This is a genomic window from Leifsonia lichenia (assembly GCF_054780215.1).
Genome location: NZ_BAAGWT010000002.1, coordinates 628987 through 655731, shown reverse-complemented (window position 1 = coordinate 655731; position 26745 = coordinate 628987). Strand labels below are relative to the sequence as shown.

General features: G+C 68.9%; 26 protein-coding genes and 1 tRNA gene. 16 read left to right on the top strand and 11 right to left on the bottom strand.

The features are described from left to right. Positions 1-43: 43 nt before the first annotated feature. On the bottom strand, positions 44-625 hold the full coding sequence (locus ACYVGI_RS07660) for a GNAT family N-acetyltransferase (RefSeq protein ID WP_460632028.1): 582 nt from the start codon (positions 623-625) through the stop codon (positions 44-46). A gap of 10 nt (positions 626-635) precedes the next feature. Next, positions 636-1511, bottom strand: coding sequence for an alpha/beta fold hydrolase (locus tag ACYVGI_RS07655; protein WP_460632027.1), 876 nt, complete (start codon positions 1509-1511; stop codon positions 636-638). 55 nt (positions 1512-1566) lie between these two features. Here ACYVGI_RS07655 and ACYVGI_RS07650 point away from each other — a divergent pair, with 55 nt between their 5' ends. Beyond that, complete coding sequence (locus ACYVGI_RS07650) at positions 1567-3996, top strand: phosphoketolase family protein (protein WP_460632026.1); 2430 nt, start codon at positions 1567-1569, stop codon at positions 3994-3996. Between the two features lie 54 nt (positions 3997-4050). Here the strand turns inward: ACYVGI_RS07650 and ACYVGI_RS07645 are convergent, their stop codons facing one another. Then, positions 4051-4842 carry an SGNH/GDSL hydrolase family protein gene (locus ACYVGI_RS07645; protein WP_460632025.1) on the bottom strand — a complete coding sequence of 264 codons (792 nt, stop codon included), beginning with the start codon at positions 4840-4842 and terminating at the stop codon, positions 4051-4053. Positions 4843-4899: 57 nt separating this feature from the next. Between ACYVGI_RS07645 and ACYVGI_RS07640 the strand changes: the two genes are divergently transcribed. Then, on the top strand, positions 4900-5373 hold the full coding sequence (locus ACYVGI_RS07640) for a VOC family protein (protein WP_460632024.1): 474 nt from the start codon (positions 4900-4902) through the stop codon (positions 5371-5373). Between the two features lie 60 nt (positions 5374-5433). On the opposite strand, the gene ACYVGI_RS07635 is transcribed toward ACYVGI_RS07640, so the two are convergent. Both ACYVGI_RS07635 and ACYVGI_RS07630 read right to left on the bottom strand, forming a co-directional pair. Continuing rightward, a complete protein-coding gene (locus ACYVGI_RS07635) occupies positions 5434-6339 on the bottom strand; it encodes a hypothetical protein (protein WP_460632023.1) in 906 nt (301 codons plus the stop codon). A 115-nt stretch (positions 6340-6454) separates the two neighbouring features. Next, on the bottom strand, positions 6455-7006 hold the full coding sequence (locus ACYVGI_RS07630) for a helix-turn-helix domain-containing protein (RefSeq protein ID WP_460632022.1): 552 nt from the start codon (positions 7004-7006) through the stop codon (positions 6455-6457). A 77-nt stretch (positions 7007-7083) separates the two neighbouring features. Between ACYVGI_RS07630 and ACYVGI_RS07625 the strand changes: the two genes are divergently transcribed. The 3 genes from ACYVGI_RS07625 to ACYVGI_RS07615 are packed head-to-tail and all read left to right on the top strand — an operon-like array spanning position 7084 to position 9100. After that, positions 7084-7407, top strand: coding sequence for a PLD nuclease N-terminal domain-containing protein (locus tag ACYVGI_RS07625; RefSeq protein ID WP_460632021.1), 324 nt, complete (start codon positions 7084-7086; stop codon positions 7405-7407). Then, positions 7404-8336 carry an ABC transporter ATP-binding protein gene (locus tag ACYVGI_RS07620; protein ID WP_460632020.1) on the top strand — a complete coding sequence of 311 codons (933 nt, stop codon included), beginning with the start codon at positions 7404-7406 and terminating at the stop codon, positions 8334-8336. Before ACYVGI_RS07625 ends, ACYVGI_RS07620 begins: the two co-directional genes overlap by 4 nt. Then, positions 8336-9100 (top strand): ABC transporter permease, encoded by a 765-nt coding sequence (locus ACYVGI_RS07615; protein WP_460632019.1) that lies wholly within the window; start codon positions 8336-8338, stop codon positions 9098-9100. The genes ACYVGI_RS07620 and ACYVGI_RS07615 overlap by 1 nt, the downstream gene beginning before the upstream one ends. 4 nt (positions 9101-9104) lie before the next feature. On the opposite strand, the gene ACYVGI_RS07610 is transcribed toward ACYVGI_RS07615, so the two are convergent. Both ACYVGI_RS07610 and ACYVGI_RS07605 read right to left on the bottom strand, forming a co-directional pair. Beyond that, positions 9105-9650, bottom strand: a complete 546-nt coding sequence (locus ACYVGI_RS07610) for a sugar O-acetyltransferase (protein WP_460632018.1) — start codon at positions 9648-9650, stop codon at positions 9105-9107. 25 nt (positions 9651-9675) lie between these two features. Then, the gene (locus ACYVGI_RS07605) at positions 9676-10695 is read right to left on the bottom strand and encodes an LLM class flavin-dependent oxidoreductase (RefSeq protein ID WP_460632017.1); all 1020 of its coding nucleotides are present in this window, start codon (positions 10693-10695) and stop codon (positions 9676-9678) included. Positions 10696-10777: 82 nt separating this feature from the next. Here ACYVGI_RS07605 and ACYVGI_RS07600 point away from each other — a divergent pair, with 82 nt between their 5' ends. Next, entirely contained in the window at positions 10778-11587 is an 810-nt protein-coding gene (locus ACYVGI_RS07600) for an MBL fold metallo-hydrolase (protein ID WP_460632016.1), read from the top strand. Here the strand turns inward: ACYVGI_RS07600 and ACYVGI_RS07595 are convergent. Continuing rightward, positions 11580-11906: a thioredoxin family protein gene (locus ACYVGI_RS07595; RefSeq protein WP_460632015.1), complete on the bottom strand. Its 327-nt coding sequence runs from the start codon at positions 11904-11906 to the stop codon at positions 11580-11582. The genes ACYVGI_RS07600 and ACYVGI_RS07595 overlap by 8 nt on opposite strands. Before the next feature lie 68 nt (positions 11907-11974). Here ACYVGI_RS07595 and ACYVGI_RS07590 point away from each other — a divergent pair, with 68 nt between their 5' ends. Then, positions 11975-12475 carry an FBP domain-containing protein gene (locus ACYVGI_RS07590; protein WP_460632014.1) on the top strand — a complete coding sequence of 167 codons (501 nt, stop codon included), beginning with the start codon at positions 11975-11977 and terminating at the stop codon, positions 12473-12475. Between the two features lie 15 nt (positions 12476-12490). After that, positions 12491-12892: a DUF6855 family protein gene (locus tag ACYVGI_RS07585; protein WP_460632013.1), complete on the top strand. Its 402-nt coding sequence runs from the start codon at positions 12491-12493 to the stop codon at positions 12890-12892. A gap of 15 nt (positions 12893-12907) precedes the next feature. Here the strand turns inward: ACYVGI_RS07585 and ACYVGI_RS07580 are convergent, their stop codons facing one another. Both ACYVGI_RS07580 and ACYVGI_RS07575 read right to left on the bottom strand, forming a co-directional pair. Then, positions 12908-14899 (bottom strand): cell wall-binding repeat-containing protein, encoded by a 1992-nt coding sequence (locus ACYVGI_RS07580; RefSeq protein ID WP_460632012.1) that lies wholly within the window; start codon positions 14897-14899, stop codon positions 12908-12910. A gap of 127 nt (positions 14900-15026) precedes the next feature. Then, positions 15027-15109, bottom strand: a tRNA-Leu gene (locus ACYVGI_RS07575). Between the two features lie 38 nt (positions 15110-15147). On the opposite strand from ACYVGI_RS07575, the gene ACYVGI_RS07570 reads away from it, so the two are divergent. Continuing rightward, positions 15148-15753 carry an ANTAR domain-containing response regulator gene (locus tag ACYVGI_RS07570; RefSeq protein ID WP_055894059.1) on the top strand — a complete coding sequence of 202 codons (606 nt, stop codon included), beginning with the start codon at positions 15148-15150 and terminating at the stop codon, positions 15751-15753. Between the two features lie 68 nt (positions 15754-15821). On the opposite strand, the gene ACYVGI_RS07565 is transcribed toward ACYVGI_RS07570, so the two are convergent. Then, positions 15822-16226: a hotdog fold thioesterase gene (locus ACYVGI_RS07565; protein WP_085367686.1), complete on the bottom strand. Its 405-nt coding sequence runs from the start codon at positions 16224-16226 to the stop codon at positions 15822-15824. 67 nt (positions 16227-16293) lie between these two features. Between ACYVGI_RS07565 and polA the strand changes: the two genes are divergently transcribed. The 7 genes from polA (at position 16294) to uvrB (ending at position 26744) form a co-directional block, all read left to right on the top strand. Next, on the top strand, positions 16294-18966 hold the full coding sequence (gene polA, locus ACYVGI_RS07560) for a DNA polymerase I (protein WP_460632011.1): 2673 nt from the start codon (positions 16294-16296) through the stop codon (positions 18964-18966). Between the two features lie 121 nt (positions 18967-19087). Continuing rightward, positions 19088-20758, top strand: coding sequence for a DUF885 domain-containing protein (locus ACYVGI_RS07555; protein WP_460632010.1), 1671 nt, complete (start codon positions 19088-19090; stop codon positions 20756-20758). Between the two features lie 7 nt (positions 20759-20765). Next, a complete protein-coding gene (locus ACYVGI_RS07550) occupies positions 20766-21395 on the top strand; it encodes a DUF4166 domain-containing protein (RefSeq protein WP_460632009.1) in 630 nt (209 codons plus the stop codon). Beyond that, positions 21392-22375 carry an epimerase gene (locus ACYVGI_RS07545; RefSeq protein WP_460632008.1) on the top strand — a complete coding sequence of 328 codons (984 nt, stop codon included), beginning with the start codon at positions 21392-21394 and terminating at the stop codon, positions 22373-22375. The genes ACYVGI_RS07550 and ACYVGI_RS07545 overlap by 4 nt, the downstream gene beginning before the upstream one ends. Positions 22376-22483: 108 nt before the next feature. Continuing rightward, positions 22484-23938: a 30S ribosomal protein S1 gene (rpsA, locus tag ACYVGI_RS07540; RefSeq protein ID WP_055894045.1), complete on the top strand. Its 1455-nt coding sequence runs from the start codon at positions 22484-22486 to the stop codon at positions 23936-23938. An 83-nt stretch (positions 23939-24021) separates the two neighbouring features. After that, positions 24022-24618, top strand: a complete 597-nt coding sequence (gene coaE / locus ACYVGI_RS07535; protein ID WP_460632007.1) for a dephospho-CoA kinase — start codon at positions 24022-24024, stop codon at positions 24616-24618. A gap of 59 nt (positions 24619-24677) precedes the next feature. Next, positions 24678-26744, top strand: a complete 2067-nt coding sequence (gene uvrB, locus ACYVGI_RS07530; protein ID WP_460632006.1) for an excinuclease ABC subunit UvrB — start codon at positions 24678-24680, stop codon at positions 26742-26744. Position 26745 lies beyond the last annotated feature (1 nt).

Below are 26745 nucleotides of genomic sequence, written 5' to 3'. Positions count from 1 at the left end.
GCGCGTCAGGCCGCGCGGCAATTCGGGACCACTCATTGGAGGATCAGGTGACCAGCAGACGCCGCATGATGGCGCGCGTGGCCGACGGCCGGCGCACGATGTCGAAACCGGCGGACGCGAAGAGCGAGACGGTGCCGTGGTAGCGCTCGGCCGCGGTGAGCGACGGGCGCACGCCGGGGTCGACGGGATAGCCTTCCACGACCTCCGCGCCGCGCGCGGCGGCGTGATCGACGGCTCCGGCGAGCAGTTCGCGGGCGACGCCGCGCTTGCGGTGGTCGAGGCGAACCACGAAGCAGGTGACAGCCCACGGGTCGTCCGGGTCGCCCGGCTGACGTTTCGTGATCGGCGAGCGCCGGAGAGCCGGGTACGCGCTGAACGGTTCGACGGCCGCCCAGCCGACCGGCTCGTCACCGAGCCGTGCGATCACACCGGGAGACCCGGCTTCGACGCTCGCGTGCAGCAGCTCCGCCTTGCGTTCCCGGGACGCATCGTGGAACTGGGCTCCGGTGAGCTTGAACCACTGGCACCAGCATCCGGATGCGTCCCCGCGCTCCCCGAACACCGCGCGGAGCTCGTCCCACGTCTCTGGACCGACCGACTCGACGCTGATGGTCTGCTCTGACATGCCTGCCAGGCTAGCGCGCGTGCAACGCCCCGGCCAGGATCGTCGGGTGCTCGACGTGCCCGAAGTGGCCGGTGGCCGGCACGACCACGGCGCGGAAGTCCGGGATGATCGCGGCCAGCCTGGCGTCGTCGTCGCGGGCCACGAAGACGTCCCTGTCGCCGTGCAGCGCGAACACCGGGCAGTGGATGCGCGCCCAGCGTTCCGCCGCCGGGTACGTCGCCGCGCACTGCATGGCCCGCAGGAACGCGCCGGGCCGCAGGTCGTGCGCCAGCTCGTGCACCGCCTGCCGGTCGACGACTGTGAACAGCGGAGCGGCGAGCAGGGTGAGCAGTCCGGCGCGGTCGATGGCGTGCACGAAGCGCGCGGCGAGAGGGCCGAGCGCCGCGAGCATCCGGATTCCGGCCGTGAGGAACATCAGCGGCGCGTAGTGCAGGAGCCGCCCGGAAGGGCCGAGGCGATCGCCGCGTCCGCCGAAGGTCGTGGCGGAGACCAGCACGACGGACACCGTCGCCGCCGGCTCGCGCACGGCGAGCTCCAGGGCGATGAAGCCGCCGAGCGAGTGGCCGACCAGACGCCACCTGGTGTAGCCGAGGGCGCGGGCGACCTCGGCGACCGCATCCGCGATGCTGGCGGCGTCGAGCCTGGTCAGATCGGCGACGGGGGAGTCGCCCCAGCCCGGAAGGTCAGGCACGACGAGGTCGGCCACGGAGCCGCCGGATTCCGCCGCCGCGATGGCCGCCCTCCAGGTGGTCCAGGAACCGGCCGCGCCGTGCAGCAGGATCGTGGCCGTGTGCGACTCCCGCGGCGTGTGCCGCACGGCGACGGCGCCGATCGCGGTGGCGACGGTGGAGCTGGTGAGGGAGGTGGCGACGGCCGTGGTGTCCATGCCTGTTGTTCGGAGCGGAGCCAACGTAGGATGCCGAACGAGGGGAAGGAATCCTGTGACAACATCGACCGCCACGCTCACTCCCGAGACTCTCGACCGATTGGATGCGTGGTGGCGAGCCGCCAACTACCTCTCGGTCGGGCAGATCTACCTGCTCGACAACTCGCTGCTGCGCGAGCCGCTCTCGCGCGACCATATCAAACCGCGGCTGCTCGGCCACTGGGGCACCACGCCCGGCCTCAACTTCATCTACGCGCACCTCAACCGGGTGATCCAGGAGCGCGACCTGGACACGATCTTCGTCGCCGGACCCGGTCACGGAGGGCCGGGCGTCGTCGCCAGCGCGTACCTGGACGGGACGTACAGCGAGACGTACAGCGCCATCGATCGGAGCGTCGACGGGATGCGCAGGCTGTTCCGGCAGTTCTCGTTCCCCGGCGGCATCCCCAGCCACGCCGCGCCGGAGACTCCGGGGTCGATCCACGAGGGCGGCGAGCTCGGCTACGCGCTCTCCCACGCGTACGGGGCCGCCTTCGACAACCCGGAGCTGCTGGTCGCCGCCGTGGTCGGCGACGGCGAGGCGGAGACGGGGCCGCTCGCAACGGCCTGGCACTCGAACAAATTCCTCGACCCCGTGAACGACGGCGTCGTGCTGCCGATCCTGCACCTCAACGGGTACAAGATCGCCAATCCGACCGTGCTCGCGCGCATCCCGGAGAGCGAGCTGTTCGAGCTGATGCGCGGCTACGGGTACACGCCGTACCTCGTCTCCGGCGGCTTCGACGGCGAAGACCCGCGCCTGGTGCACGAGCGGATGGCGGAGACGATGGACACCATCCTCGACCAGATCGCCGGGATCAAGAAGGCGGCGGCGGACGGCGAACTGACAGAGCGCCCCGCCTGGCCGATGCTCATCCTCCGCACCCCCAAGGGCTGGACCTGCCCGAAGGAGATCGACGGGCATCCGGCCGAGAACAACTGGCGTTCGCACCAGGTGCCGCTCGCCGACGCCAGGGACACCGAGGCGCACACGCGCCTGCTGGAGAGCTGGATGGCGTCGTACCGGCCGGAGGAACTGTTCGACGAGTCCGGCGCTCCCGTCGCGCTGGTGACCGCGCTCGCACCAGAGGGCGACAAGAGGATGAGCGCCAACCCGGTCGCCAACGGCGGCCTGCTGCGCCGCGACCTGCGGCTGCCCGACTTCCGCGACTACGCAGTGGATGTTCCGTCCCCCGGCGAGACCGTCGCCGAGGCCACGAAGGTGCTCGGCGAGTGGTTCCGGGATGTGATGGCGGCCAATCCGCGCGACTTCCGCCTGTTCGGGCCGGACGAGACCGCATCCAACCGGTTGCAGGCCGTGTACGACGTGACAGGGAAGCAGTGGAACGCCGAGTACTGGCCGATCGACTCCGACAACCACCTCGTCCCCTCCGGCCGCGTGATGGAGATGCTGAGCGAGCACCAGTGCCAGGGCTGGCTGGAGGGCTATCTGCTCACCGGACGGCACGGCGTCATCACCTCCTATGAGGCGTTCATCCACATCGTCGACTCGATGTTCAACCAGCACGCCAAGTGGCTCAAGTCGTCCAGGCAGATCGCCTGGCGACGACCGGTTGCGTCGCTGAACTACCTGCTCAGCTCGCACGTCTGGCGCCAGGATCATAACGGGGCGTCGCACCAGGACCCCGGTTTCATCGACCACGTCGTCAACAAGAAGGCCGACGTGGTGAGGGTGTACCTGCCGTTCGACGCGAACACGCTGCTGTCGACGTACGATCACTGCCTGCGCTCCGTCGACTACGTGAACGTCGTGGTGGCGGGCAAGCAGCCGGCGCCCAACTGGCTGACGATGGAGGAGGCCATCGCGCACTGCACGCGCGGCATCGGCATCTTCGACTGGGCCGGCACAGAGCAGGCGGGGGAGGAACCGGATGTGGTCCTCGGCTGCGCGGGTGACATCCCGACCCTGGAAGTGCTGGCCGCCGCCTCGATCCTGCGGGACCGCATCCCGTCGCTGAAGGTGCGCGTGGTCAACGTTGTCGACCTGATGCGGTTGCAGAGCGAGGGCGAGCACCCGCACGGTCTGAACGACCGCGAGTACGACGCGCTGTTCACCACGGACAAGCCGGTGATCTTCGCCTACCACGGCTACCCGTGGCTGATCCACCGCCTCACCTACCGGCGCGCCGGGCATGACAACCTGCATGTGCGCGGCTACAAGGAGGAGGGCACCACCACGACGCCGTTCGACATGGTGATGCTCAACGACCTCGACAGGTACCACCTGGTGATCGACGTGCTCGACAGGGTGCCGGGACTCGCGGCCAGGAACGGCGCTCTGCGGCAGGAGATGCAGGATGCGCGCATCGCCGCACGCGAATACACCCGCGAGCACGGTGAGGACATCCCCGAGGTCGCCGAGTGGGCCTGGGCGGGCGGCACGAAGACCACCAGGTTCGACACGACGGGCGGCGACAACGACTGAGGAGGGAGCGGCGGCGAGGCCACTCGGATGCTCGGCCGCTCTGATGCTCTCGCGTCAGAGCGGCGGCATCGTCGTCGGATCGACCACGGTGAGCTCGGCGATCTTGGCGGTGCGGCCGTCGCCGGACGAGCGCCCGGTGAGACGTCTGCCGACCCACGGCAGCACATAGCGCCGGTAGTACTCGGCCGTGCGCCGCGAGGTCGCGCTGGCCGGACCGGCCGCCACCTCCTCGACGCCCCACTCGGCAGGCACGGGAACGCCGAAGGCGGTGAGCACGTTGCCGGCGACGCGCGCGTGCCCCAGCGGGTTGAGATGCAGGCGGTCCTGCGACCAGTAGCGGATGTCCCAGAGGCGTTCGTCCGCCCAGTTGTCGACGTAGGTGACGCTGTCGAGGGGGAGGTGCACGCGCACGGCCGCGTCCAGTTCGTTGCCGCGGCGGCGCATCAGGGAGCCCATCGGCAGGTGCAGCGACGGGTTGGCGCCGCTCAGCAGGAGCAGGTGGATGCCGGCGTCGGTGACGGTGCGTGCCGCATCCACCAGTTGCTGCGCGACCGCTTCGATCGACACGCGCGGGCGCATGATGTCGTTTCCTCCACCGTTCAGGCTGATCAGCTCCGGGCGCTGGGCGACGGCAGGGGGGAGCTGCTCGGCGATCAGCGGGCTGAGCTTGCGGCCGCGGATGGCGAGGTTGGCGTAGCGAACGCTGCCGGGGTCGCCGTTCGCCGCGGCGGCCTGGGCGAGGCCGAGCGCGACGAAGTCCGCCCAGCCGCGGGTGCGGCCGTCAGGAAGCTCGTCTCCGACGCCCTCTGTGAAACTGTCGCCGATGGCGATGTAGCTCGTGAACACATCGCTACGTTACCCGCCTGCGGGTAGCATGGGCGCCAGCCGACAAAAGGAGCGCGAATGTCACGGGTCAGCCCTTTCCTCTGGTTCGACGACCAGGCAGAGCAGGCGGCGGAGTACTACGTCTCCGTCATCCCCAACTCGCGGATGCTGGAGGTGAGCCGGTTCGCGCCGGATGCGCCCGGGCAGGCGGCCGGGGTCTCCCGGGTGCGGTTCGAGCTCGACGGGGTGGAGGTGATGGCGCTCAACGGTGGCCCGATGTTCCGGTTCACCGAGGCGTTCTCCTTCTCGGTGTCCGTCGACGACCAGGCAGAGGTCGACCGGCTGTGGGATGCGCTCACCGCCGACGGCGGGGAACCCGGTCAGTGCGGCTGGCTCACGGACCGGTGGGGTCTGAGCTGGCAGATCGTGCCGTCGGCCCTGGATGCGCTGATCGGCGACCCGGACCCTGAGCGTGCCAACCGCGCCATCCAGGCGATGCTGAGCATGGGCAAGCTGGACATCGCCGCGTTGCGCGCCGCTGCGGACGGCTGAGCCTTCTCTGGCGGGATACAGGCGGGATGCGGGCGGCCTGCGGGCGGGCTGCGGCCGGGCTCAGCCCGCGATCAGCGTCTGCCAGGCGAGCAGGTGCTCGGCGGTGATGCCGCCGTAGCCAGGCATCGCCGAGAGCTGCTGTCGCACGAGCGCTGTCTGCGTCTCGAGGGCGACCGCCGTGTCGTCGCCGAACGTGTACTGCGGGCCTCCGGCGACCGCGGGGGTGTCGGTCTCGACGCCGATCGTGAACGGCACGGAATGCGCTGAGGCCGCAGCGGCAGCCGGTTGCGCGAGCGCGACGATGCCGTCGTCGCCCGCCGCATGGTCGGAGAACGCGACGATCGCCACGGTGTCGACGTGACCGAGCAGGCTGTCGAACGCCGTCGAACCCCCGTAGCTCTTCGCCGCGAGCCACCAGGGCAGATCGGCCCCGATCGGCGTGCCCTCCGCGACCGCGGATGCCGCGTCGAACATCGCGTTCAACTGGGGGACGATGACGCCGAGGTCCGGCTCGCCGCCGCTCGCTGCCCACGGTTCGACATCGAACTGGATCGCGTCGAAGTCGGCGGTGGCGAGCGCGTCGTGCGCCCACTGCGCCGCGAGCTGCGGCTGCTTCGCCCACTCCGGGTCGCCGCCGAGAGCGGAGACGGTGGTGACGCCCGCTGCGTGCAGTGCGTCGACCGCCTGGGGCAGCCAGGTCGCGAACGCGCCCTCCTGCGGCGCCCACGGCACCGAGAGGTAGACGGTGGTCAGGTGGTGCTCGCTCGCGAAGGCGGCCAGTGCATCCGGCTGGAACTGCTGCTGGCCGAGGCCGCGCGCATCCGTCGTGGGGTCGACGGGGTTGCCCCACGCCCAGACACTGGTGATCGCGGACGGCGACGAGCCCTCCGAGACGTTGGATACGGCGTTCGCGGCTGTCGGCGCCAGCACGGCGGCCGCGAGAACCGCGAACCCTGCACCGGCCATGACCGACCTCGCACCTGAGAACCGCACGCACACCCCTTTCAGCGTCGCCGATTGACGATTGCGCTGCCATTTCGGGTGTGCAGCACGTCCATTGTCGCAGGCGGCCCGGGGGACGTTAACCCTCAGTCCGGGGTACATCTGCGGTCGCGCCTGGCACGACGACGCTCGCGAACATCCGGAGGGTGCGGCCGTCGCCTGGGCCGTTCGCCGCGCGCGCCTGGTAGACATTGCCGAGCTCCTGAGCGAGCTGGGCGAACTCGGCGTCGGTCAGCCAGAGGCCGTTCATGCTGTAGCCGGCGCCGTCGGCGACGAGGTCGGGGGAGCCTGCGTTGAGGTACTGGTCGAACGTGTTCAGCAGGGCGGCGACGAACGCGCGGAACATGGCCGCGTGCTGTTCGACCGTCAGTGTGGCGAGTTCGTCCGGGCTGACGCGCGCCGCATCCACCCGCAGGGCGAGAGTGCGCTCGACGCCGCCGCGCACCCGTCGTTCGCCGACCACCTCCAGCACGCCCGCCGTGGTCAGCAGCGAGACGTGGCGGTAGAGGGAGGCGGTGGGCACGTCCGAGAGCTCCCCGGCGAGCTGGGCGGTGGTGAGGGCGCGGTCGCCGAGGAACGCCTGCACGATGCGGAGGCGCACCGGGTGCAGGAGGAGTTCCGAGCTGTTCATCCTCGTAGTCTATGACTCGCGTTCTCGCTCGTGATAATGTTCTCGCCGACGAGAACAATACGACGAGGGGATGCACGATGAAGCCGGATCTGGACCTCGGGTCCCTGCCGCCCGCCGTCCTCGTCATCCTGGGCATCGTGCTGATCGCCGAGGTGACGCTGGCCGTCGTCGCCCTCGTCTCGCTGGTGCGGCGACCTCGGGAGCGCGTGGCGTTCGGCAACAAGTGGGTGTGGGTCGCGATCATCGTGCTCGTGAACCTGATCGGCCCCATCCTGTACTTCGCCGTCGGGCGGCTCCGCGCCGTGCCAGAGCAGGAGCCAGCGGCGGTTCCGCCCGGGCGTGTGACCATGGCGGAGGTCGCGGACGCCCTCTACGGAGAACGCGATCGGGAGGAGCCATGAGCGCGGCACTGGAGACCATCGCCCTGACCAAGACGTTCGGCGGCAGACACGCGCTCGACGCTGTGGACCTCAGCGTCGACGAGGGCTCCGTCTTCGGTTTCCTCGGCCCCAATGGCGCTGGCAAGACCACCGCGCTGCGGATCATCACCGGCCTGGCGCGTCCGACCAGTGGCACCGTTCGCGTGCTCGGCCAGGACGTCGCGTCCGCGGGCAATGCGGTGCGCGCTCAGGTCGGATTCCTGCCGGACGTCCCAGCGTTCTACGACTGGATGACGGCGCCCGAGTTCATGGGGTTCGTCGGCGGCCTGTTCGGACTCGAGCACCGCATCCTGAGACAGCGGACCGCGATGCTGCTGGACACGGCTGGGCTCGGGGGAGTGACCACCAGGATCGGCGGATACTCCCGCGGGATGAAGCAGCGGCTGGGGATAGCGCAGGCCCTCATCAACGCCCCGCGGCTGCTCCTGCTCGACGAGCCGACGAGCGCGCTCGACCCGATCGGCCGCAAGGATGTGCTCGACATGCTGGATGCGCTCCGCGGGCGGGCGACGATCTTCTTCTCCTCGCACATCCTGAGCGATGTCGAGCGGGTCTGCGACACCGTCGCCGTCCTGAACCGCGGGCGGGTGCTGGCGCAGTCGTCGATGCAGGCGCTGCGGGCGCGGCACGGCGGACACCGGATCGTGCTGGAGGTCACCGAGACCGCCGACGCGGACGCGCTTGCCGCGCTCATCGGGGTGCGGCCGTGGGCGACCACGGTGTCGCGGGACAGTGCGGGCGTCATCGACGTGCTGGTATCGGACGCGACCGCCGCGCAGCACGAGCTGCCGTCGCTGGTCGCCTCCCGAAACGCGGGGCTGATCCGGCTGGAGGCGGGCGAGCTCACCCTCGAGGACGTCTTCGTCGAGCTGGTCGGGGAGGCGAGCTGATGCGCTCCGCACTGGTGTTCGCGCGCAAGGAGACGTTCGAGATCCTCCGCACCTGGCGGGTGTTCGTGCTGCCGGCGATCCTGCTGCTGTTCGCGGTGACAGGGCCGCTCATCGCGAAGTACACCCCCGAACTGCTGTCGGCCGTTGCCGGCGACCAGTTCTCCTCGCTCCGCCTGCCGACGCCGACCGCCGCCGACGCGTACGGCCAGTGGATCAAGAACCTCGGCCAGATCGGCGTCTTCGCGCTGATCATCATCTACGGCGGGATCGTCTCCGGCGAGCGGCGCAGCGGCACGGCCGTGCTGGTGCTGACGAAGCCAGTATCGCGGGTCGCGTTCGTCGTGGTGAAGGCGGTGGTGAACATCCTGTACCTCACGCTGCTGCTCGCGGCGGGCACGCTGGTGACCTGGGGCGTGACCGCGCTCGTGTTCGGCGACGCTCCAGGCGGCCCGCTCTGGTCGTCGGCGCTTGTCTGGCTCGTGCTCGCAGTGTTCTACCTGGCGCTGATGACCCTGTTCTCGGTCCTCATCCCGTCGGCCGCCGGCGCGGCAGGGCTCGGCCTCGGGCTGTTCGTCGTGATCTCGGTCGCGGCGGTCTGGCGCCCGGTGGCCGACTGGTCGCCCGGCGGGCTGCTGGGCCGCGCATCCACTCTGGCGGCCGGTACAGCGACCGACGCGGTGCTGTGGCCCGTGCTCGTGTCGCTCGGGGCGGCCGTGGTGGCCGTGTGGGCGGCGGCAGCGGTGTTCAGGAGGCAGGAGCTCTGAGCGACTAGAGCGTCTTCCGCACCACCTGGCTCCCGCTCGTCACCACGGTGTTCGCCGCCACATCCTTTGCGATCACCGCTCCCGCTCCGATCACCGCGCCGCGGCCGATGGTGACACCCGGCGCGACCGTGACGTTCGCGCCGATCCAGACGTCCTCCTCGATCACGATGGGCGCGGTCGTGATGCCGTCGTACCGCGCATCAGGGGCGACCGGATGCCCGGCTGTGCTCAGCGTCACGCCGGGGCCGATCATCGTGCGGTCGCCGATGGTGATGCCGCCGATGTCGTAGAACGAGCAGTTCTGGTTGACGAACACGTTCGCACCGAAGCTGATCGCCAGGCCGTGATCGCAGTAGAACGGCGGGTAGATCGTCACCTCGGCGGGCAGCGGCCTGCCGAGGATGGCGCTCAGCAGCGCCGTGCGTCCCTCCGCGTCGGAGTACGGGAGCACGTTGAGCCGCGAGGTCAGGTCGAGCACCGCCTGAACGCGCTCGACCACGGCGCGCGACTCCGGCGTGCGTCGCGGGATGATGGCCGTCCGCTCAGTCACGCCAGGAACCGCCGAGCACAGCCGGTCACCGCCAGCCGGCGGCCGGTGCGACATCCTTGACCAGCGATTCCAGGATGCGCGCGTTGAAGTCCACTCCGAGCTGGTTCGGCACCGTCACCAGCACGGTGTCCGCCGCTCGCACCGCCTCGTCGGCCGCCAGCTCTGCCGCGATCACGTCCGGCTCGCCGACGAAGCTCCTGCCGAAGCGGGCGAGTCCGCCGTCCAGATGGCCGACCTGGTCCTGCGACTCGGCCACGCCGCGGGCGCCGAAGTAGCGGCGCGTCTCGTCGTCGATGATCGGGATGATGCTGCGGCTCACCGAGACGCGCGGTTCGCGCTCGTGGCCCGCATCCCGCCAGGTGTCGCGGAACATCCGGATCTGCTCGGCCTGAAGCTGGTCGAACGGCACACCCGTGTCCTCGGTGAGCAGCGTGGAGCTCATCAGGTTCATGCCCTGCTCCGCCGTCCAGACCGCGGTCGCCCTGCTGCCGGCACCCCACCAGATGCGCTCGTCGAGTCCGGGGGAGCGCGGTTCGATCGGAAGCGGCTGCGACACGCCCGTCATCTGCGGGTTCGACATCGCGACTCCCGCCCCGGCGACGGCCGCACGGAACACCTCGGTGTGGCGTCGCGCCATGTCGGCGTCCGACTCGTCGTCGGCCGGCACATAGCCGAACGACTCGTAGCCGCGCACCGCTGTCTCGGGTGATCCGCGGCTCACCCCGAGCTGCAGCCTGCCGCCGCTGATCAGGTCGGCCGCCGCGGCGTCCTCCGCCATGTACAGCGGGTTCTCGTAGCGCATGTCGATCACGCCGGTGCCGATCTCGATGCGCTTGGTCCGCGCGCCGATCGCCGCGAGCAGCGGGAACGGGGAGGCGAGCTGCCTGGCGAAGTGGTGCACACGCACGAACGCGCCGTCCGCGCCGACCTCCTCCGCCGCGACGGCCAGTTCGATGGTCTGCAGCAGGGCGTCGGCGGCCGTGCGGGAGACGGAGCCGGGGATCGGCTGCCAGTGGCCGAAGGAGAGGAATCCGATGCGTTTCACAGTGGTGTCAATGATGCCGTCGCTCCGGCTATTCCGCCAGCGGGACTATTCCGCCGTGCGCGCTGCGGCGTATCGTCGCAGCGTGGTCGACTGGTTGTGCGCTGCGTGCGCTGTGGAGTATCCGGCGGGGGATGCGCATCCCGCGTCATGCCCGATCTGCGAGGACGAACGGCAGTACGTCCCACCCGGCGGACAGGAATGGACGTCGCTGCAGGCGTTGCAGCGGGCAGGCGAGCGCGTCACCATCGCCGAGCTGGAGCCCGACCTCTTCGCGCTGCGCTCCCAGCCGAAGGTGGGCATCGGCCAGCAGAGCGTCCTGCTGCGCACGCCGGAGGGAAACCTGCTCTGGGACCCGACCGGCTACGTCGACGAAGCCGCTGCTGCTGCCGTGCAGGACCTCGGCGGCGTCGCGGTCATCGCGACCAGTCACCCGCACATGTTCGGCGCTCAGACCTGCTGGTCCCGGATGCTCGGCGACCCGCCCGTGCTGGTCAACGCGGCCGACCGGGGCTGGGTGCAGCGGGACGAGCCGTGCATCCGGGACTGGACGGGAGACGAGGAGGTGCTGCCCGGCGTCACCCTGCGCACCATCGGCGGCCACTTCCCCGGGAGTTCGGTCGTCCACTGGGACCGTGGGGTGGTGCTCTCCGGCGACACCGTCTTCCCCGGGCCGTCGCAGCGCTGGGTGACGTTCATGCGCAGCTACCCGAACGACCTGCCGCTGTCGGCCGCCGTGGTGCGGCGGACGGCCGACCGCGTGTGCGCGCTCCCGTTCGACCGGCTCTACGGCAACCTCGGCAACGTGGTGCCGGTGGATGCCAGGGATGCGGTGCTCCGGTCGGCGGAGCGCTACATCGGCTGGGTGAGCGGGGCGTTCGACGACCTCACGTGAGATACGGCGCCAGCTCGAACTCCAGCGCGGGCTTCGGCTTCGCGCCGACGATCGTCTTCACCACCTCGCCGTTCTGGAACACCTTCATCACCGGCAGCGCCATCGCCCGGTAGGTGGCGGAGGACTGCGGGTTCTCGTCCGCGTTGATCTTCACGATGCTGATGCGGTCGGCGTGCTCGGTGGCGAGCTGTTCGAGGATCGGGCCGAGCGCGCGGCACGGGCCGCACCACTCCGCCCAGAACTCGACGATGGTGGTCCCGGATGCTGCGAGCACCGCATCCGGGAATGTGGCGTCTGTGACGGCGTTGAGTGTAGTCATGCGGCGAGGCTAGACCGTGACCTCGGGGTCAGGGTCAAGCTGTGCGAGCATGGAATTCGGAGGTGCGCATGGAGACACTGACCCAGGAGCAGATCCGGGAGTCGTTCGTCAACTGTTCGAGGAGCGAGGCGGCGGAGTTGCCGCTGCCGCCGGGGATGCACGAAGTGGACTGGTCGAGGCGCGAGTACCTCGGCTGGCGCGACCCCCGCATCCCGCAGCGCGGCTACGTGGTCGTGCCGACGGAGAACGGGCCGGTCGGCATCGTGCTGCGGGCGTCCGACGCGTCGATGCGGTCGCACGCGCCGTCGATGTGCGGCTGGTGCCAGGATGTGCACGTGACGCGCGACGTCTATCTCTATGTCGCGCGCAGGGCCGGTCAGGCCGGACGCAACGGCGACACGGTCGGCACCATGCTCTGCGGCGGTTTCGAGTGCAGCGAGAACGTGCGCAGGACGCCGCCTCCGGCGTATGTCGGATTCGATGCGGAGGCGGTCGTCGCCGACAGGATCGCCGGGCTCGCCGAGCGCGCCAGGCGTTTCGCCGCCACCGTGGTCGGCGCCCGCATCTAGCGCCATACTGAGCAGATGAGCGACGGAACGAAGGCAGATCCGTGGGTGCTGAGAACGGCGCCGGGATCGAGCGAGTACAGCATGTGGCGCGACGAGGAGGCTGACCCGCCCGCGCTGGTCTGCCAGGTCGGCTCCACGACGCTGCGGTATCACCTGAGCGCCATCGACGACCTCGCCGCCTGGCTGCGCGAGCAGGGCGACTGGGTGCCGCTCGGCGCGGCCGACGAGCAGAAGACCGCCGCCGAGGGAACGGTCGAAGCGTGGGGACGCTCGGAAAGCAATCCCGTCGGCGGCTGGTACGGCCTGCGCGCGGGCTACCGCGGACGGTTCGGGATGTACCTCCCGCCGCTCCTGGAAGCCCTCGGCCTGGCCGAACTCACGCACGACGCCCGGAACAACCGGGTGCGCGCGCTGTGAGTCCGGCCCGCCAGGCTACTTGACCACGTAGCCGTTGAGCTGCGCCGCCACCGCCGCGCTGACGGCCGCGGTGCCGCCCAGGATGACGACCTTCTTCGGCTTGAGGCGGCTCAGTTCAGCGGCGATCGACTGCGGGATGGCCGTGGACTGGGTGAGCAGCACCGGAGCGTTCGCGATGCCGGCCACCGGTGCGCCGGAGAGCGCATCAGGGAAGTTGGTGCCGACCGCGACGTACGCCGCCGCGACGCCGGGCGAGAAGTTCGCCTGGGAGACCGAGGCGCTGGTGATGTAGCGGTCGTCGCCGGAGATCCGCGTGACAGAGCCGGACGTGTACGACGAGAGCTGCGACATGACGGAGGCGTTGATCGCGTCGGTGCCTCCCAGCACCACGATCCTGCCCGGCCGCAGGCGCTGCAGTTCGGTGGAGACGCTGGGCGGGATGCTCACGCTCGTCACCAGCAGCAACGGGCCGCTGTGTGCTGTGCCTGCGGCAACGGATGCGCCGGTCAGGGCGTCGGGGAAGTTCATCCCCGTCGCGATGTACGCCACCGACGGGTTCGCCCCGAACGCGCTCTTCGAGACGGCGACGCTGGTCTCGAACCGGTCGGAGCCTGCCAGCCGGGTCACGCCGCCAGAGGTGTACGCGCCGAGCGCCGACACCGTGGCGTCCGACACCGCCGTCGGGCCGCCGAGCACCACGATGCGCGCCGGTCTCAGACGTTTCAGCTCGGTGGCGATCACATCGGGAACGCCGTACGGCTGGACGAGCAGCACCGGTCCCTTCTGCTTACCGGCCGCCGGGCCGCCCGCCAGTGCATCCGCATAGTTGTAGCCGGACGCGACGTACGCCACGGGCACGCCGGGGGAGAAGGTGGACGAGAGCGCAGCACTGGTGCCGAACGCGTCCGACCCGGCGAGCCGGTTGCCGAGGGCGAACGCCTGCAGGTCGTTCATCGACCCGTTGAAGACGTCCTGGTCGCCGGGGAACGGGCCGACGCCGTTCGCGAACTGCCAGATCGTGTACGCGCCCCACCCTGGCGGAAGCGGAGGGGTGCTGATGTTGGAGTAGTTGGCGACGAAGAGCGGGTATGCGCCGAATGCCGCGCTCCCGCCGGTGCAGAGGTTCCACCAGTTGGTGTTGGTGTAGATCGCGGGGGCGATGCCGGTCATCGAAGTGACCGTGTTCACGAAGTCGGCGACCCAGGCGACCATCTGCGGCGCGCTGAGCCCCCAGCAGGTGTTGCTGCCGCCGTACGGGTTGAACTCGATGTCGAGCAGCGGGGGAAGAGTGCGGCCGTCGGCGGACCAGCCGCCGCCGTTCTGCACGAAGTAGCGGGCCTGCGCTGCGCCCGACGAGGTGTTCGGCGTGGCGAAGTGGTACGCGCCGCGGATGATGCCGACGTTGTATGCGCCGCTGTACTGACTGGAGAACTGGCTGCTCTTGTAGTCGAGCGACTCCGTGGCCTTGATGTACGCGAAGCGACCGCCGTCCGCCCAGACCTGGTTCCAGTTGATGTTCGTCTGCCAGCCGCTGACGTCGAGACCGCGGACACCGGGCGGGAAAGTGGTGGCCGCCGAACTGAACGCGCGGGCCTTGGACTGGCTCGCCGCGTTGTTCCCGGAGGCCGCGTCGGCCGCCGCTCCGCTGAGCGAGAAGGTCGAGCCCATCGTGTGGTTGCCGGTCTGGTTCATCTCGGCGAGCGTCGGGTCGGCGCCGACGGTGGCGTCGGGCGCTGCTGCGGTGGCGTCGGGCGCTGCGGGGGCGCTCGCATCCGGTGCAGGGGTGGGGGCGGGTGACGTCGACGGTGTCGGCGTGGCGGACGGGTCGGCCGTCGGAGTCGCGCTCGGCGACGCATCCGGGGCCGAAGTCGAGGTGGATGTGGGTGCAGGAGGCGACGTCGGCTCGGGTGCCGCGGTGGCGGGGAGCTGTGCTCCAGCCACGACGAGACCGACCGCCGTCACGAGTGTGAAGGTCGTGGCGAGGCCGACCTTGAGCCTGGAACGCATGGTTGTTTCTCCCCTGACCGCCTGTCGGTGCGGTCCCACGCAGACTAATTCAGTATCGGCCGGGGCACACCCCACACGCGCTGACAGGCCCACATTGGGGGACAGGAATCGCCGGGGATTCTGGTTGTGCCGGTGGTGGGACTCGAACCCACACGCCCTCTCGGACAAAGCATTTTGAGTGCTCCGCGTCTGCCATTCCGCCACACCGGCGCACAACAACACCTGAACAATACCGTAGGCTTTTGTCCGTGACTGACCAGGAAGCAACTCCCACCGCACCACGGCGCGTCGTCGTCGCCGAAGACGAATCCCTCATCCGGCTCGACATCGTCGAGATCCTCCGGGACAACGGATTCGAGGTCGTCGGCGAGGCCGGAGACGGCGAGACCGCCGTCGCGCTCGCCACCGAGCTGCGCCCCGACCTGGTGATCATGGACGTCAAGATGCCCCAGCTCGACGGCATCTCCGCGGCCGAGCGCCTCTCCAAGGGCCACATCGCCCCCGTCGTGCTCCTCACCGCGTTCAGCCAGAAGGAGCTCGTCGAGCGCGCGACCGAGGCCGGCGCGCTCGCGTACGTCGTCAAGCCGTTCACCCCGAACGACCTGCTCCCCGCGATCGAGATCGCACTCGCGCGCTACGCCCAGATCATCGCCCTCGAAGCCGAGGTGTCCGACATGGTCGAGCGCTTCGAGACCCGCAAGCTCGTCGACCGCGCCAAGGGCCTGCTCAACGAGAAGATGGGCCTCACCGAGCCGGAGGCGTTCCGCTGGATCCAGAAGGCGTCGATGGACCGCCGCCTCACCATGCACGATGTCGCCCAGGCGATCATCGAACAGCTCGCGCCCAAGAAGTAACACCCAGACAGAGCAGAAGCGCGGCCGGGAGGAATCCGGGCCGCGCTTTCCGCATTTCTGGCTGCGCCTCAGCGATCCTTGATCAGATTCGTGATCCGGATGGTCGAGCAGCGGCGGCCCTGTTCGTCGGTGACGGCGATCTCGTGCGTGGTGAGGGTGCGCCCCAAGTGGATGGGGGTGCACACGCCGGTCACATAGCCGCTCGTCGCGGAGCGGGTGTGCGTCGCGTTGATCTCGATCCCGACCGCGAGCCGGTCGGCGCCGGCGTGCAGGTTGGCCGACATCGACCCGAGGGACTCGCCGAGCACAACGTACGCACCGCCGTGGAGGAGGTCGGCCGGCTGCTGGTTGCCCTCGACGGGCATCCTGGCCACGGCCCGTTCGATGGTGAATTCGAGGATCTCGATCCCCATCTTCTCGGCCAGTTTGCCGAGTCCTCTCTGGTTGACGTATGCGAGCGCGTCCTCGGTCATCGGCGGCCTTTCTCACCTTCATCGGTCGGGGAGTCTGGGTGTCGCAGGTGCCTTGTAGGCTGTCCTGGTGTCAGACTCCGAAAAGCCTACCCTCCTGATCATCGACGGCCATTCGCTGGCATTCCGGGCCTTCTACGCCCTCCCGGTGGACAGCTTCGTCAACCGCGACGGCCAGCACACGAACGCCATCCACGGCTTCATTGCGATGCTCATCAACCTGCTGTCGCAGCAGCGTCCGACGCACATCGCCGTCGCCTTCGACATCTCGCGATACTCGTTCCGCACGCGCGAGTACCCGGAGTACAAGGGCACCCGCGGAGAGACCCCGTCGGAGTTCGTCGGCCAGATCCCGCTGCTCGAAGAAGCCCTGCACGCGATGAACATCACCACCATCGCCAAGGAGGACTTCGAGGCGGACGACATTCTGGCCACCCTGTCGGCCAAGGGCGCAGCGGAGGGCTACCGCGTGCTCATCGTCTCGGGTGACCGCGACACCATCCAGCTCGTCAACGACGACGTGACGCTGCTCTACCCGAACGTGCGCGGCGTCTCCGAACTGAAGGTCTACGACCCCGCGGCCGTGCGCGAGCGCTACGGCATCGAGCCGCACCAGTACCCGGAGATCGCCGCCCTCGTCGGCGAGACGAGCGACAACCTGATCGGCATCGACAAGGTCGGCGAGAAGACGGCCGTCAAGTGGGTGCAGCAGTACGGCACCGTCGAGAGCATCGTCGCGCACGCGGACGAGATCAAGGGCGTCGTCGGCCAGAACCTGCGCGACCAGCAGGAGAACGCTCTGCGCAACCGGCGCCTCAACAAGCTCCTCACCGACGTCGAGCTCCCCGTCGGCCCCGCCGACCTGGAGCGCCGCCCGCTCAACGAGAATGCGGTGCGCGACATCTTCGCCAAACTGCAGTTCAAGACGCTGCTCGACCGCCTGCTCAAGACGGCGGCGGAGGAGGGCCAGCTCGACGGCTCCTCCGGTTTCAGCGCCGCCGTCGAGACCGGCGCCATCGAGATCCCTCCCGTGCGCACGATGGTGGACGAAGAGCTGGCGAACTGGCTGACCAAGGCGTCGGCAGACGATAAGGCCGTCGGTGTGCAGGTCGAGCTCGGGCCGGGTGGCATCACCGGTTTCGGGCTCGCGGCGGACGACGACACGGTCTATGTGCCGTGGGCGGCGGGCCGCAAGGACTACCAGGCGCTCGAGGAGTGGTTCGCCGGCAGCGCGCCCAAGTACTTCTTCCGCGCCAAGCCGCAGTTCAAGGCGATGAGCCGCGCCGGCCTGATCGTCGACGGCCTCGCCTTCGACACGAGCATCGCCTCCTGGCTCGTGCGTCCGGGTGCTGCAGCGCAGTCGCTCGCAGAACAGGTCTACGAGGTGCTGGGGGAGACGCTGCCGGTGTCCGACCCCAATCAGCTCGTGGCGCTCACGGATGCGGTCAGTCCCGCCACGGAGGCCTGGTACATGCGGCGCGTGGCCGAGGCGCAGATGATCGCCCTCGACGATGGCACCCGCGCCGTGCTCGACGACATCGAACTGCCACTGGTGGCCGTGCTCGCCGAGATGGAGCTGAACGGCGTCAGCATCGACAGCGATGTGCTCGCGCGCCTGCGCGGTGAGCTCACCGACAAGGCCAACGACTACGCCGCCAGGGCGTATGCGGAGATCGGCCACGAGGTCAATCTCGGTTCGCCCAAGCAGTTGCAGCAGGTGCTGTTCGACGAGCTGCAGATGCCGAAGACCCGCTCCACCAAGACCGGCTTCTCCACCGATGCCGCGTCGCTGGCCGACCTGCAGGAGAAGAATCCGCACCCCTTCCTCGGCCTGCTGCTGCAGCACAGGGATGCGACGAAGCTCAAGCAGATCGTGGAGACGCTGGAGCGCGCCGTCGAGCCGGACGGCCGCATCCACACCACCTACGACCAGACAGGCACCAGCACGGGCCGCATCTCGTCCAACGACCCGAACCTGCAGAACATCCCCGTCCGCACGGAGGAGGGTCGCGAGATCCGCTCGGCGATCCGCAGCGGCGAGGAGTTCGAGACGCTGCTCACCGCCGACTACTCGCAGATCGAGATGCGCATCATGGCGCACCTGTCCGAAGACCCCGGCCTGATCGAGGCGTTCAACGCGGGGGAAGACCTGCACCGCTTCGTCGGCGCCCGTATCTTCGGTGTGACGCCGGAGGAGGTCACCTCCACGATGCGCTCCAAGGTCAAGGCGATGTCGTACGGCCTCGCGTACGGGCTCAGCGCGTTCGGCCTGTCGAAGCAGCTCCGCATCGAGACGGCGGAGGCCCGCCAGCTCATGAGCGACTACTTCGAGCGCTTCGGCAACGTGCGCGACTACCTGCGCAATGTGGTCGAGCAGGCGCGCGTCGACGGATACACCGAGACCATCTTCGGCCGCCGCCGTCCGTTCGCCGACCTCACCAGCACCAACCGCGTCCTCCGCGACAACGCGGAGCGTGCCGCGCTGAACGCGCCCATCCAGGGTTCGGCGGCCGACATCATGAAGATCGCCATGCTCGGGATCGCCGGCGACATCATCGACCAGAAGCTCAGCTCCCGGATGCTCCTCCAGGTGCACGACGAACTGATCTTCGAGGTCGCATCCGGCGAGTGGGACGCACTCGAGGCCATCGTCCGGGACAGGATGACGCACGCCGTCGACCTCCGCGTGCCGCTCGACGTGCAGGTCGGTCGCGGCCCCAACTGGGACGCAGCGGCCCACTAGTCGCCACCCGCAACGGCGAGATGCCGGTAACTGTCGTGCGCCCTCGGCGTGTCGCGACCGTTATCGGCATCTCGTGTTCGGGGCATGGTGCGGAGGCGATCCGCCGCAATAGGGTCGAGGTATGACAGAAGAAAACCGCACGCCCACTCCGGTCGACACGATCGCCGAGGAGTGGGTGGACACCCAACTCGAGTTGTACCCGGAGTTCCACGTCTGGCTCGGCCGACCCGGCCGCGAGGGCGAGTACGCCGACTATTCCCCGGCAGGAGCCGAGGAGGCGGTCGGCAAGGTCAGGGAGACCCTGGCCAAGATCCAGGCGGCTGAGCCGGTCGACGACATCGACAGGGTCACGAAGATGGATCTGACGCGCGACCTGCAGCTCACCGTCGAGAAGCACGAGGCCGGATTCAACCAGCGCGACCTCAACGTGATCGCCTCTCCCGCCCAGGAGCTGCGCGACATCTTCGACCTGGCCCCGACCGACACGGAAGAGGACTGGGCCAACGTCGCGAAGCGTCTGCACAACCTTCCCGCGGCGATGGACGGCTACATCGAGACCCTGCGCAGCGGCATCGCGAGCGGCAACGTCCCCGCCATCCGCCAGGTGCGCGAGGTGCTCGCGCAGGCGAACAAGCAGGTCGCAGAGAACGGCTTCTTCTTCGAGTTCACGGCTGGGGCGACGGCGGGCGACGCGGAGCTTCCCGCGTCGCTCTCGTCCGACCTCGCGGCGGGTGCGAAGGAGTCGGCGGCGGCGTACGCCAAACTGGCCGGGTTCCTGAAAGACGAGCTGGCCGAGCACGCTCCAGAGAAGGACGCGGTCGGGCGCGAGCTCTACGCGCTCGCCTCCCGCAGCTTCCTCGGCGCAACGGTCGACCTCGACGAGACGTACGAGTGGGGCATCGAGGAGCTCGCCCGCATGGTCGCGGAGCAGGAGTCGATCGCGCGCGAGATCAAGCCGGGCGCGTCCGTGGCGGAGGCCATCGAGTTGCTCGACGGAGACGCCAGCCGCAAGCTGCACGGCACGGATGCCCTGCAGCGCTGGATGCAGGAGACGAGCGACCGCGCCATCGAAGAGCTCGGCAAGTCGCACTTCGACATCCCGCAGCAGATCCGTCGTCTCGAGTGCATGATCGCCCCCACCCAGGAGGGCGGCATCTACTACACCGGCCCGAGCGACGACTTCGCCCGCGCGGGGCGCATGTGGTGGAGCGTGCCGGAGGGCGTCACCGAGTTCGACACGTGGCGCGAGCTGACCACGGTCTATCACGAGGGCGTCCCCGGTCACCACCTGCAGATCGCGCAGGCCACGTACAACAAGGCGCAGCTCAACTCCTGGCGCCGCATCGCGGGCACGTCCGGTCACGCCGAGGGCTGGGCGCTCTACGCAGAGCGCCTCATGGAGCAGCTCGGCTACCTCGACGACCCGGCCGACAGGCTCGGGATGCTCGACGGCCAGCGGATGCGTGCTGCGCGCGTCGTCCTCGACATCGGCGTGCACCTCGAGAAGCAGTTGCCGGACGGCTCCGGCCCGTGGACGGGGGAGTACGCCTTCCAGTTCCTCGGCGAGAACGTCAACATGAACGACGGCTTCGTGCGCTTCGAGGTCAACCGGTACCTCGGCTGGCCCGGCCAGGCTCCGTCGTACAAGATCGGCCAGCGCATCTGGGAGCAGTTGCGCGACGAGTACGCCCGTCGCGAGGGCGCGGCATTCGACATCAAGGCGTTCCACAAGAAGGCGCTCGACATCGGCGGTGTCGGGCTCGACACCCTGAAGTCGGCGCTGCTCGACTGAGTCGCGCGTGGCGACGTCGCCGTACCGGGTGGCGCTCGGAGACGCCTTCGATGGGCTGCATCCGCGGCTGATGGCGTACTTCGACGGAATCCCGGAGGGCGGCCACGGCTTCGGCCGGGGCGTGTTCGACACTGTCGGCACGCCCCGGCGCTGGCTGTGGCCTGCGCTCTGGCTGCTCGCTCGGGCGCACGTCGTCTTCCCTGTGTGGCAGAGGGACGTGCCGTTCACGGTGTCCAACGTGCCGGATGCGGCGGCGTCCGGCGCGCCATCGGTGAGGGCCGTCAGGGTGTTCCGGTTCGCCACAGGCCGCCGTGCGATGGTAGACGAGATCGCCGTCGACGGGCGCACGATCGTGGACACGCTCGGCCGTCCGGCGCGGGTGAGCGCCCGGTTCGACGCCGCCGTCGTCGACGGCGGGCTGGTGCTCACCTCGACGGCCGTTGCGTTCCTTCTCGGGAGGGCGCGCATCCCGGTGCCAGCGCCGATCGCGCCACGCGTGGTGCTCTCCGAGCGGTACGACGACGATGTGGACGCTCAGCGCGTCTCGATCACGCTCGACCTGCCGGTCGTCGGTAGGCTCTACGAGTACGCGGGAACGTTCCGCTACGTGATCGAACAGGGGGAGCGGACCGCGTGAGCAGCCGCATCGTCATCGCCGGGGCATCCGGTTTCATCGGGCAGTACCTGGCCGACGCGTTCCGGGCATCCGGCGACGTCGTGCAGACCATCGGACGCCGGGGAGCCGACGCGGTCTGGGGGGACGCTGACGGCATCCGCAGGCTGGTGGACGGTGCCGACGTCGTGATCAATCTGGCGGGCAAGAGCGTCAACTGCCGGTACTCGGACGCGAACCGGGCCGAGATCTTCCGCTCCCGGCTCGACACCACTCGGGCGATCGGAGCGGCCATCGCCGCGAGCGACAGCCCGCCGCCGCTCTGGATCAACTCGTCGACCGCCACCATCTACCGCCACGCGGAAGACCGGCCGATGACCGAGCGAGGCGGCGAGCTCGGCACGGGGTTCTCCGTGAACGTCGCCACCTCGTGGGAGCGCGCGTTCTTCGAGCAGGAGCTGCCGCACACCCGCAGGGTCGCGCTCCGCATGGCCATCGTGCTCGGCGACGGCAGCGCGCTGCTCCCGCTGATCCGTCTCGCGCAGTCCGGTCTCGGCGGCCCGCAGCGCGACGGCCGCTGGTTCGCCACGGCCGCCCGCAGGAACGCAGGGACCTTCCACGAGTTCCGGGCGCGGGCCGGCCGGCAGCGGTTCAGTTGGGTGCACATCGCGGACGTGCTCGGCGTCATCGAGTTCGTGCGCGCGCATCCTGAGCTGGACGGCGTCGTCAATGTCTCGTCCCCGAACCCCACCGACAACCGCACCTTCATGGCCACCCTGCGCCGCGTGCTGCGGGTCCCGTTCGGTCTTCCCGCATACCGGTGGATGCTCGAAGCCGGCTCGATCGCCATCCGCACGGAGACCGAGCTGGTGCTGAAAAGCCGCTGGGTCGTGCCGGAGAGGCTGGTCGAAGCCGGCTACGAATTCGCCGAGCCCGACCTCGAGAAAGCGCTCACCGACATCGTCGCCGCGCGCAGGTTGCCCACCACCTCTTCACCCCGCTAGACTGGACTGTCACCTTTGTGACACCTCTATCCGCCTGCCGTTTGCGGAACCTAACAGAAGCACCACCGCGACCGGCCTGAATTATGTCCATAACGGAGCACTCACTACATGACAACCGCAACGACCGACAAGGCACCCAAGCAGGTCGCCATCAACGACATCGGATCTGCTGAAGACTTTCTTGCCGCGGTCGAAAAGACGCTGAAGTTCTTCAACGACGGAGACCTCATCGAAGGTACCGTCGTCAAGATCGACCGCGACGAGGTCCTCCTCGACGTCGGTTACAAGACCGAGGGTGTCATCCCCTCCCGCGAACTCTCCATCAAGCACGATGTCGACCCCACCGAGGTCGTCGAGGTCGGCGACACGGTCGAGGCCCTCGTTCTCCAGAAGGAGGACAAGGAAGGCCGTCTCATCCTGTCCAAGAAGCGTGCTCAGTACGAGCGCGCGTGGGGCGATGTCGAGAAGATCAAGGAAGCCGACGGCGTCGTCACCGGCACCGTGATCGAGGTCGTCAAGGGTGGCCTCATCGTCGACATCGGCCTCCGCGGCTTCCTCCCGGCGTCGCTCATCGAGCTCCGCCGCGTGCGCGACCTCACGCCGTACCTCGGCCAGGAGATCGAGGCGAAGATCCTCGAGCTCGACAAGAACCGCAACAACGTGGTCCTGTCGCGCCGTGCCCTGCTCGAGCAGACCCAGTCCGAGAGCCGCACTACGTTCCTGAACAACCTGCACAAGGGTCAGGTCCGCAAGGGTGTCGTGTCGTCGATCGTCAACTTCGGCGCGTTCGTCGACCTCGGCGGCGTCGACGGTCTCGTCCACGTCTCCGAGCTCTCCTGGAAGCACATCGAGCACGCCTCCGAGGTCGTCGAGGTCGGTCAGGAAGTCACCGTCGAGATCCTCGAGGTGGACCTGGACCGCGAGCGCGTCTCGCTGTCGCTCAAGGCCACCCAGGAGGACCCGTGGCAGGTCTTCGCCCGCACCCACGCGATCGGTCAGGTCGCGCCGGGCAAGGTCACCAAGCTGGTTCCGTTCGGTGCGTTCGTGCGCGTCGCAGACGGCATCGAGGGCCTCGTGCACATCTCGGAGCTGTCCGGCAAGCACGTCGAGCTCGCCGAGCAGGTCGTTTCGGTCGGCGACGAGGTCTTCGTCAAGGTCATCGACATCGACCTCGAGCGTCGCCGCATCTCCCTCTCGCTGAAGCAGGCGAACGAGGGCGTCGACCCCGAGGGCACCGAGTTCGACCCGGCGCTCTACGGAATGCTCACGGAGTACGACGACCAGGGCAACTACAAGTACCCTGAGGGCTTCGACCCCGAGACGAACGAGTGGAAGGAAGGCTTCGAGGCCCAGCGCGAGAAGTGGGAGCAGGACTACGCTGCAGCCCAGGCTCGCTGGGAGGCTCACAAGAAGCAGGTCGCGAAGGGTCTCGAAGAGGCCGCTGCCGAGGGCACCACGTCCACCGGCGGCTCGACCTTCACCTCCGAGTCCACCACGGGCGGAACGCTGGCCGACGACGAGTCGCTCGCCGCACTGCGCGAGAAGCTCAGCTCGAACTCCTAAGCGGTTCATCTGGAACGGCCGGTCCCTTCGGGGGCCGGCCGTTCCGGCGTTAACCGGTGGATGCGCGCCGCTAGCATGGACGGGTGCACCTGATCGGACTCACCGGCGGCATCGCCTCCGGAAAATCGACCATCGCCCGCCGTCTCGCCGAGCACGGAGCCGTCGTCGTCGACGCCGACCGGATCGCCCGCGAGGTCGTCGAGCCCGGCACGCCGGCGCTGGCGCGGATCGCGGAGACGTTCGGCCCCGGCGTGATCGCCGCAGACGGCTCGCTCAACCGCCCGGCGCTCGGCGCGATCATCTTCGCCGACGAGGATGCGCGGCTGAAGCTCAACGCGATCACCCACCCCGCCGTGCTTGCCACGTCCACCGAGCGCTTCCGCGCCGCGGGGGAGGCCGACCCCGATGCCGTTGTCGTCTACGACGTTCCTCTCCTGGTCGAGTCGGCCAACGAGTACCCGTTCGACCTGGTGGTGGTCGCTCACGCATCGGCCGCCACGCGCATCCGGAGACTGGTGGAGCTGCGCGGGACGGACGAGGAGGAGGCGCGGCGACGCGTCGGCTCGCAGGCGACGGACGAGGAGCGGCTGGCGGTGGCCGACGTCGTGATCGACACCGACGGCAGCCTGGAGCAGACCATCGCGCAGACCGACGCGCTGTGGGACGGGCTGCGCGGCTGAGCGTTCCGCTCAGAGCGCACACCGGCAGGAATGTCGGTGGTCCTTCCTAGACTGGACACATGCAACCCACGCGCGCCGTCCGTCCGTTCGAGGTCGTCAGCGAATACCAGCCGAGCGGTGACCAGCCCCAGGCCATCGCCGAGCTCGCCGGCCGTATCAACGCCGGTGAGACGGACGTCGTCCTCCTCGGCGCAACCGGAACCGGAAAGTCGGCCACCACAGCGTGGCTGATCGAGCAGGTGCAGCGTCCGACGCTCGTGCTCGCCCACAACAAGACGCTCGCGGCGCAGCTCGCCAACGAGTTCCGCGAGCTCATGCCGAACAACGCCGTCGAGTACTTCGTCTCCTACTACGACTACTACCAGCCGGAGGCATACGTCCCGCAGACAGACACCTTCATCGAGAAGGACTCGTCGATCAACTCCGAGGTCGAGCGGCTGCGGCACTCCACCACCAACTCGCTGCTCAGCCGTCGCGACGTCATCGTGGTCTCCACCGTCTCCTGCATCTACGGCCTCGGTGCGGCGGAGGAGTACCTGGAGGCCATGGTCGCGCTCCAGGTGGGCGAGAACGTCGGGCGCGACAAGCTCATCCGTCGCTTCGTCGGGATGCAGTACGAGCGCAACGACGTCGACTTCTCCCGTGGCAAGTTCCGCGTGCGCGGCGACACCATCGAGATCATCCCTGTCTACGAGGAGCACGCCGTCCGCATCGAGCTCTTCGGCGACGAGATCGAGGCCATCTACACGCTGCACCCGCTCACCGGAGACATCATCTCCAAAGTGGATGCGGTCTCGATCTTCCCTGCCACCCACTACGCGGCCAGCCCTGCCACGATGCAGCGCGCCATCGGCACCATCCAGACCGAGCTGCACGACCGGCTGGTCGAACTGGAGCGCGAGGGCAAGCTCCTCGAGGCGCAGCGACTCCGGATGCGCACGCAGTTCGACATCGAGATGATGGAGCAGATCGGCTTCTGCTCCGGCATCGAGAACTACTCGCGCCACATCGACGGCCGTCAGCCCGGCGAGGCCCCCAACTGCCTGCTCGACTACTTCCCAGACGACTTCCTCGTCGTGATCGACGAGTCGCACGTCACCGTGCCGCAGATCGGGGCGATGTACGAGGGCGACTCCTCCCGCAAGCGCACGCTGGTCGAGCACGGGTTCCGTCTGCCGAGCGCGCTGGACAACCGGCCGCTCAAGTGGAACGAGTTCAAGGACCGCGTCGGTCAGACGGTCTACCTGTCCGCCACGCCCGGTCGCTACGAGATGGGCATTGCAGACGGCGTGGTCGAGCAGATCATCCGCCCGACCGGCCTGGTCGACCCCGAGATCGTCGTCAAGCCGACGAAGGGTCAGATCGACGACCTGCTCGAGGAGATCCGGCTGCGCGTCGAGCGCGACGAGCGCGTGCTCGTCACCACGCTCACCAAGAAGATGGCCGAGGAGCTCACCGACTTCCTCGCGGAGGGCGGAGTCAAGGTCCGCTACCTGCACTCCGACGTCGACACGCTCCGTCGCGTCGAGCTCCTGACCGAACTGCGCGCCGGTGTCTACGACGTGCTGGTCGGCATCAACCTGCTGCGCGAGGGTCTCGACCTTCCGGAGGTGTCGCTCGTTGCGATCCTGGATGCGGACAAGGAGGGCTTCCTGCGGTCCTCGACCTCGCTCATCCAGACCATCGGACGTGCGGCCCGAAACGTATCCGGCGAAGTGCACATGTACGCGGACGTCCTCACCGACTCGATGAAGAACGCCATCGAGGAGACCACCCGACGCCGCGAGAGGCAGGTCGAGTACAACAGGGTCAACGGCATCGACCCCCAGCCGCTGCGCAAGCGCATCGCGGACATCACCGACGTCCTCGCCCGCGAGGGTGCTGACACGGCGGCGATGCTCGCCGGGCGCGAGGCCAAGAAGAAGAGCCCGACGCCCAACCTCCGCAAGGGCGGCATCGCTGCGCAGGGTGCTAACGAGCTCGAAGCGCTCATCGCCGACCTCAACGACCAGATGCTGGCCGCGGCCGGCGAACTCAAGTTCGAGCTCGCCGCCCGCCTGCGCGACGAACTCGGCGACCTGAAGCGCGACCTCCGCCAGATGGAGAAGGCTGGTCACCTGGGCTGAG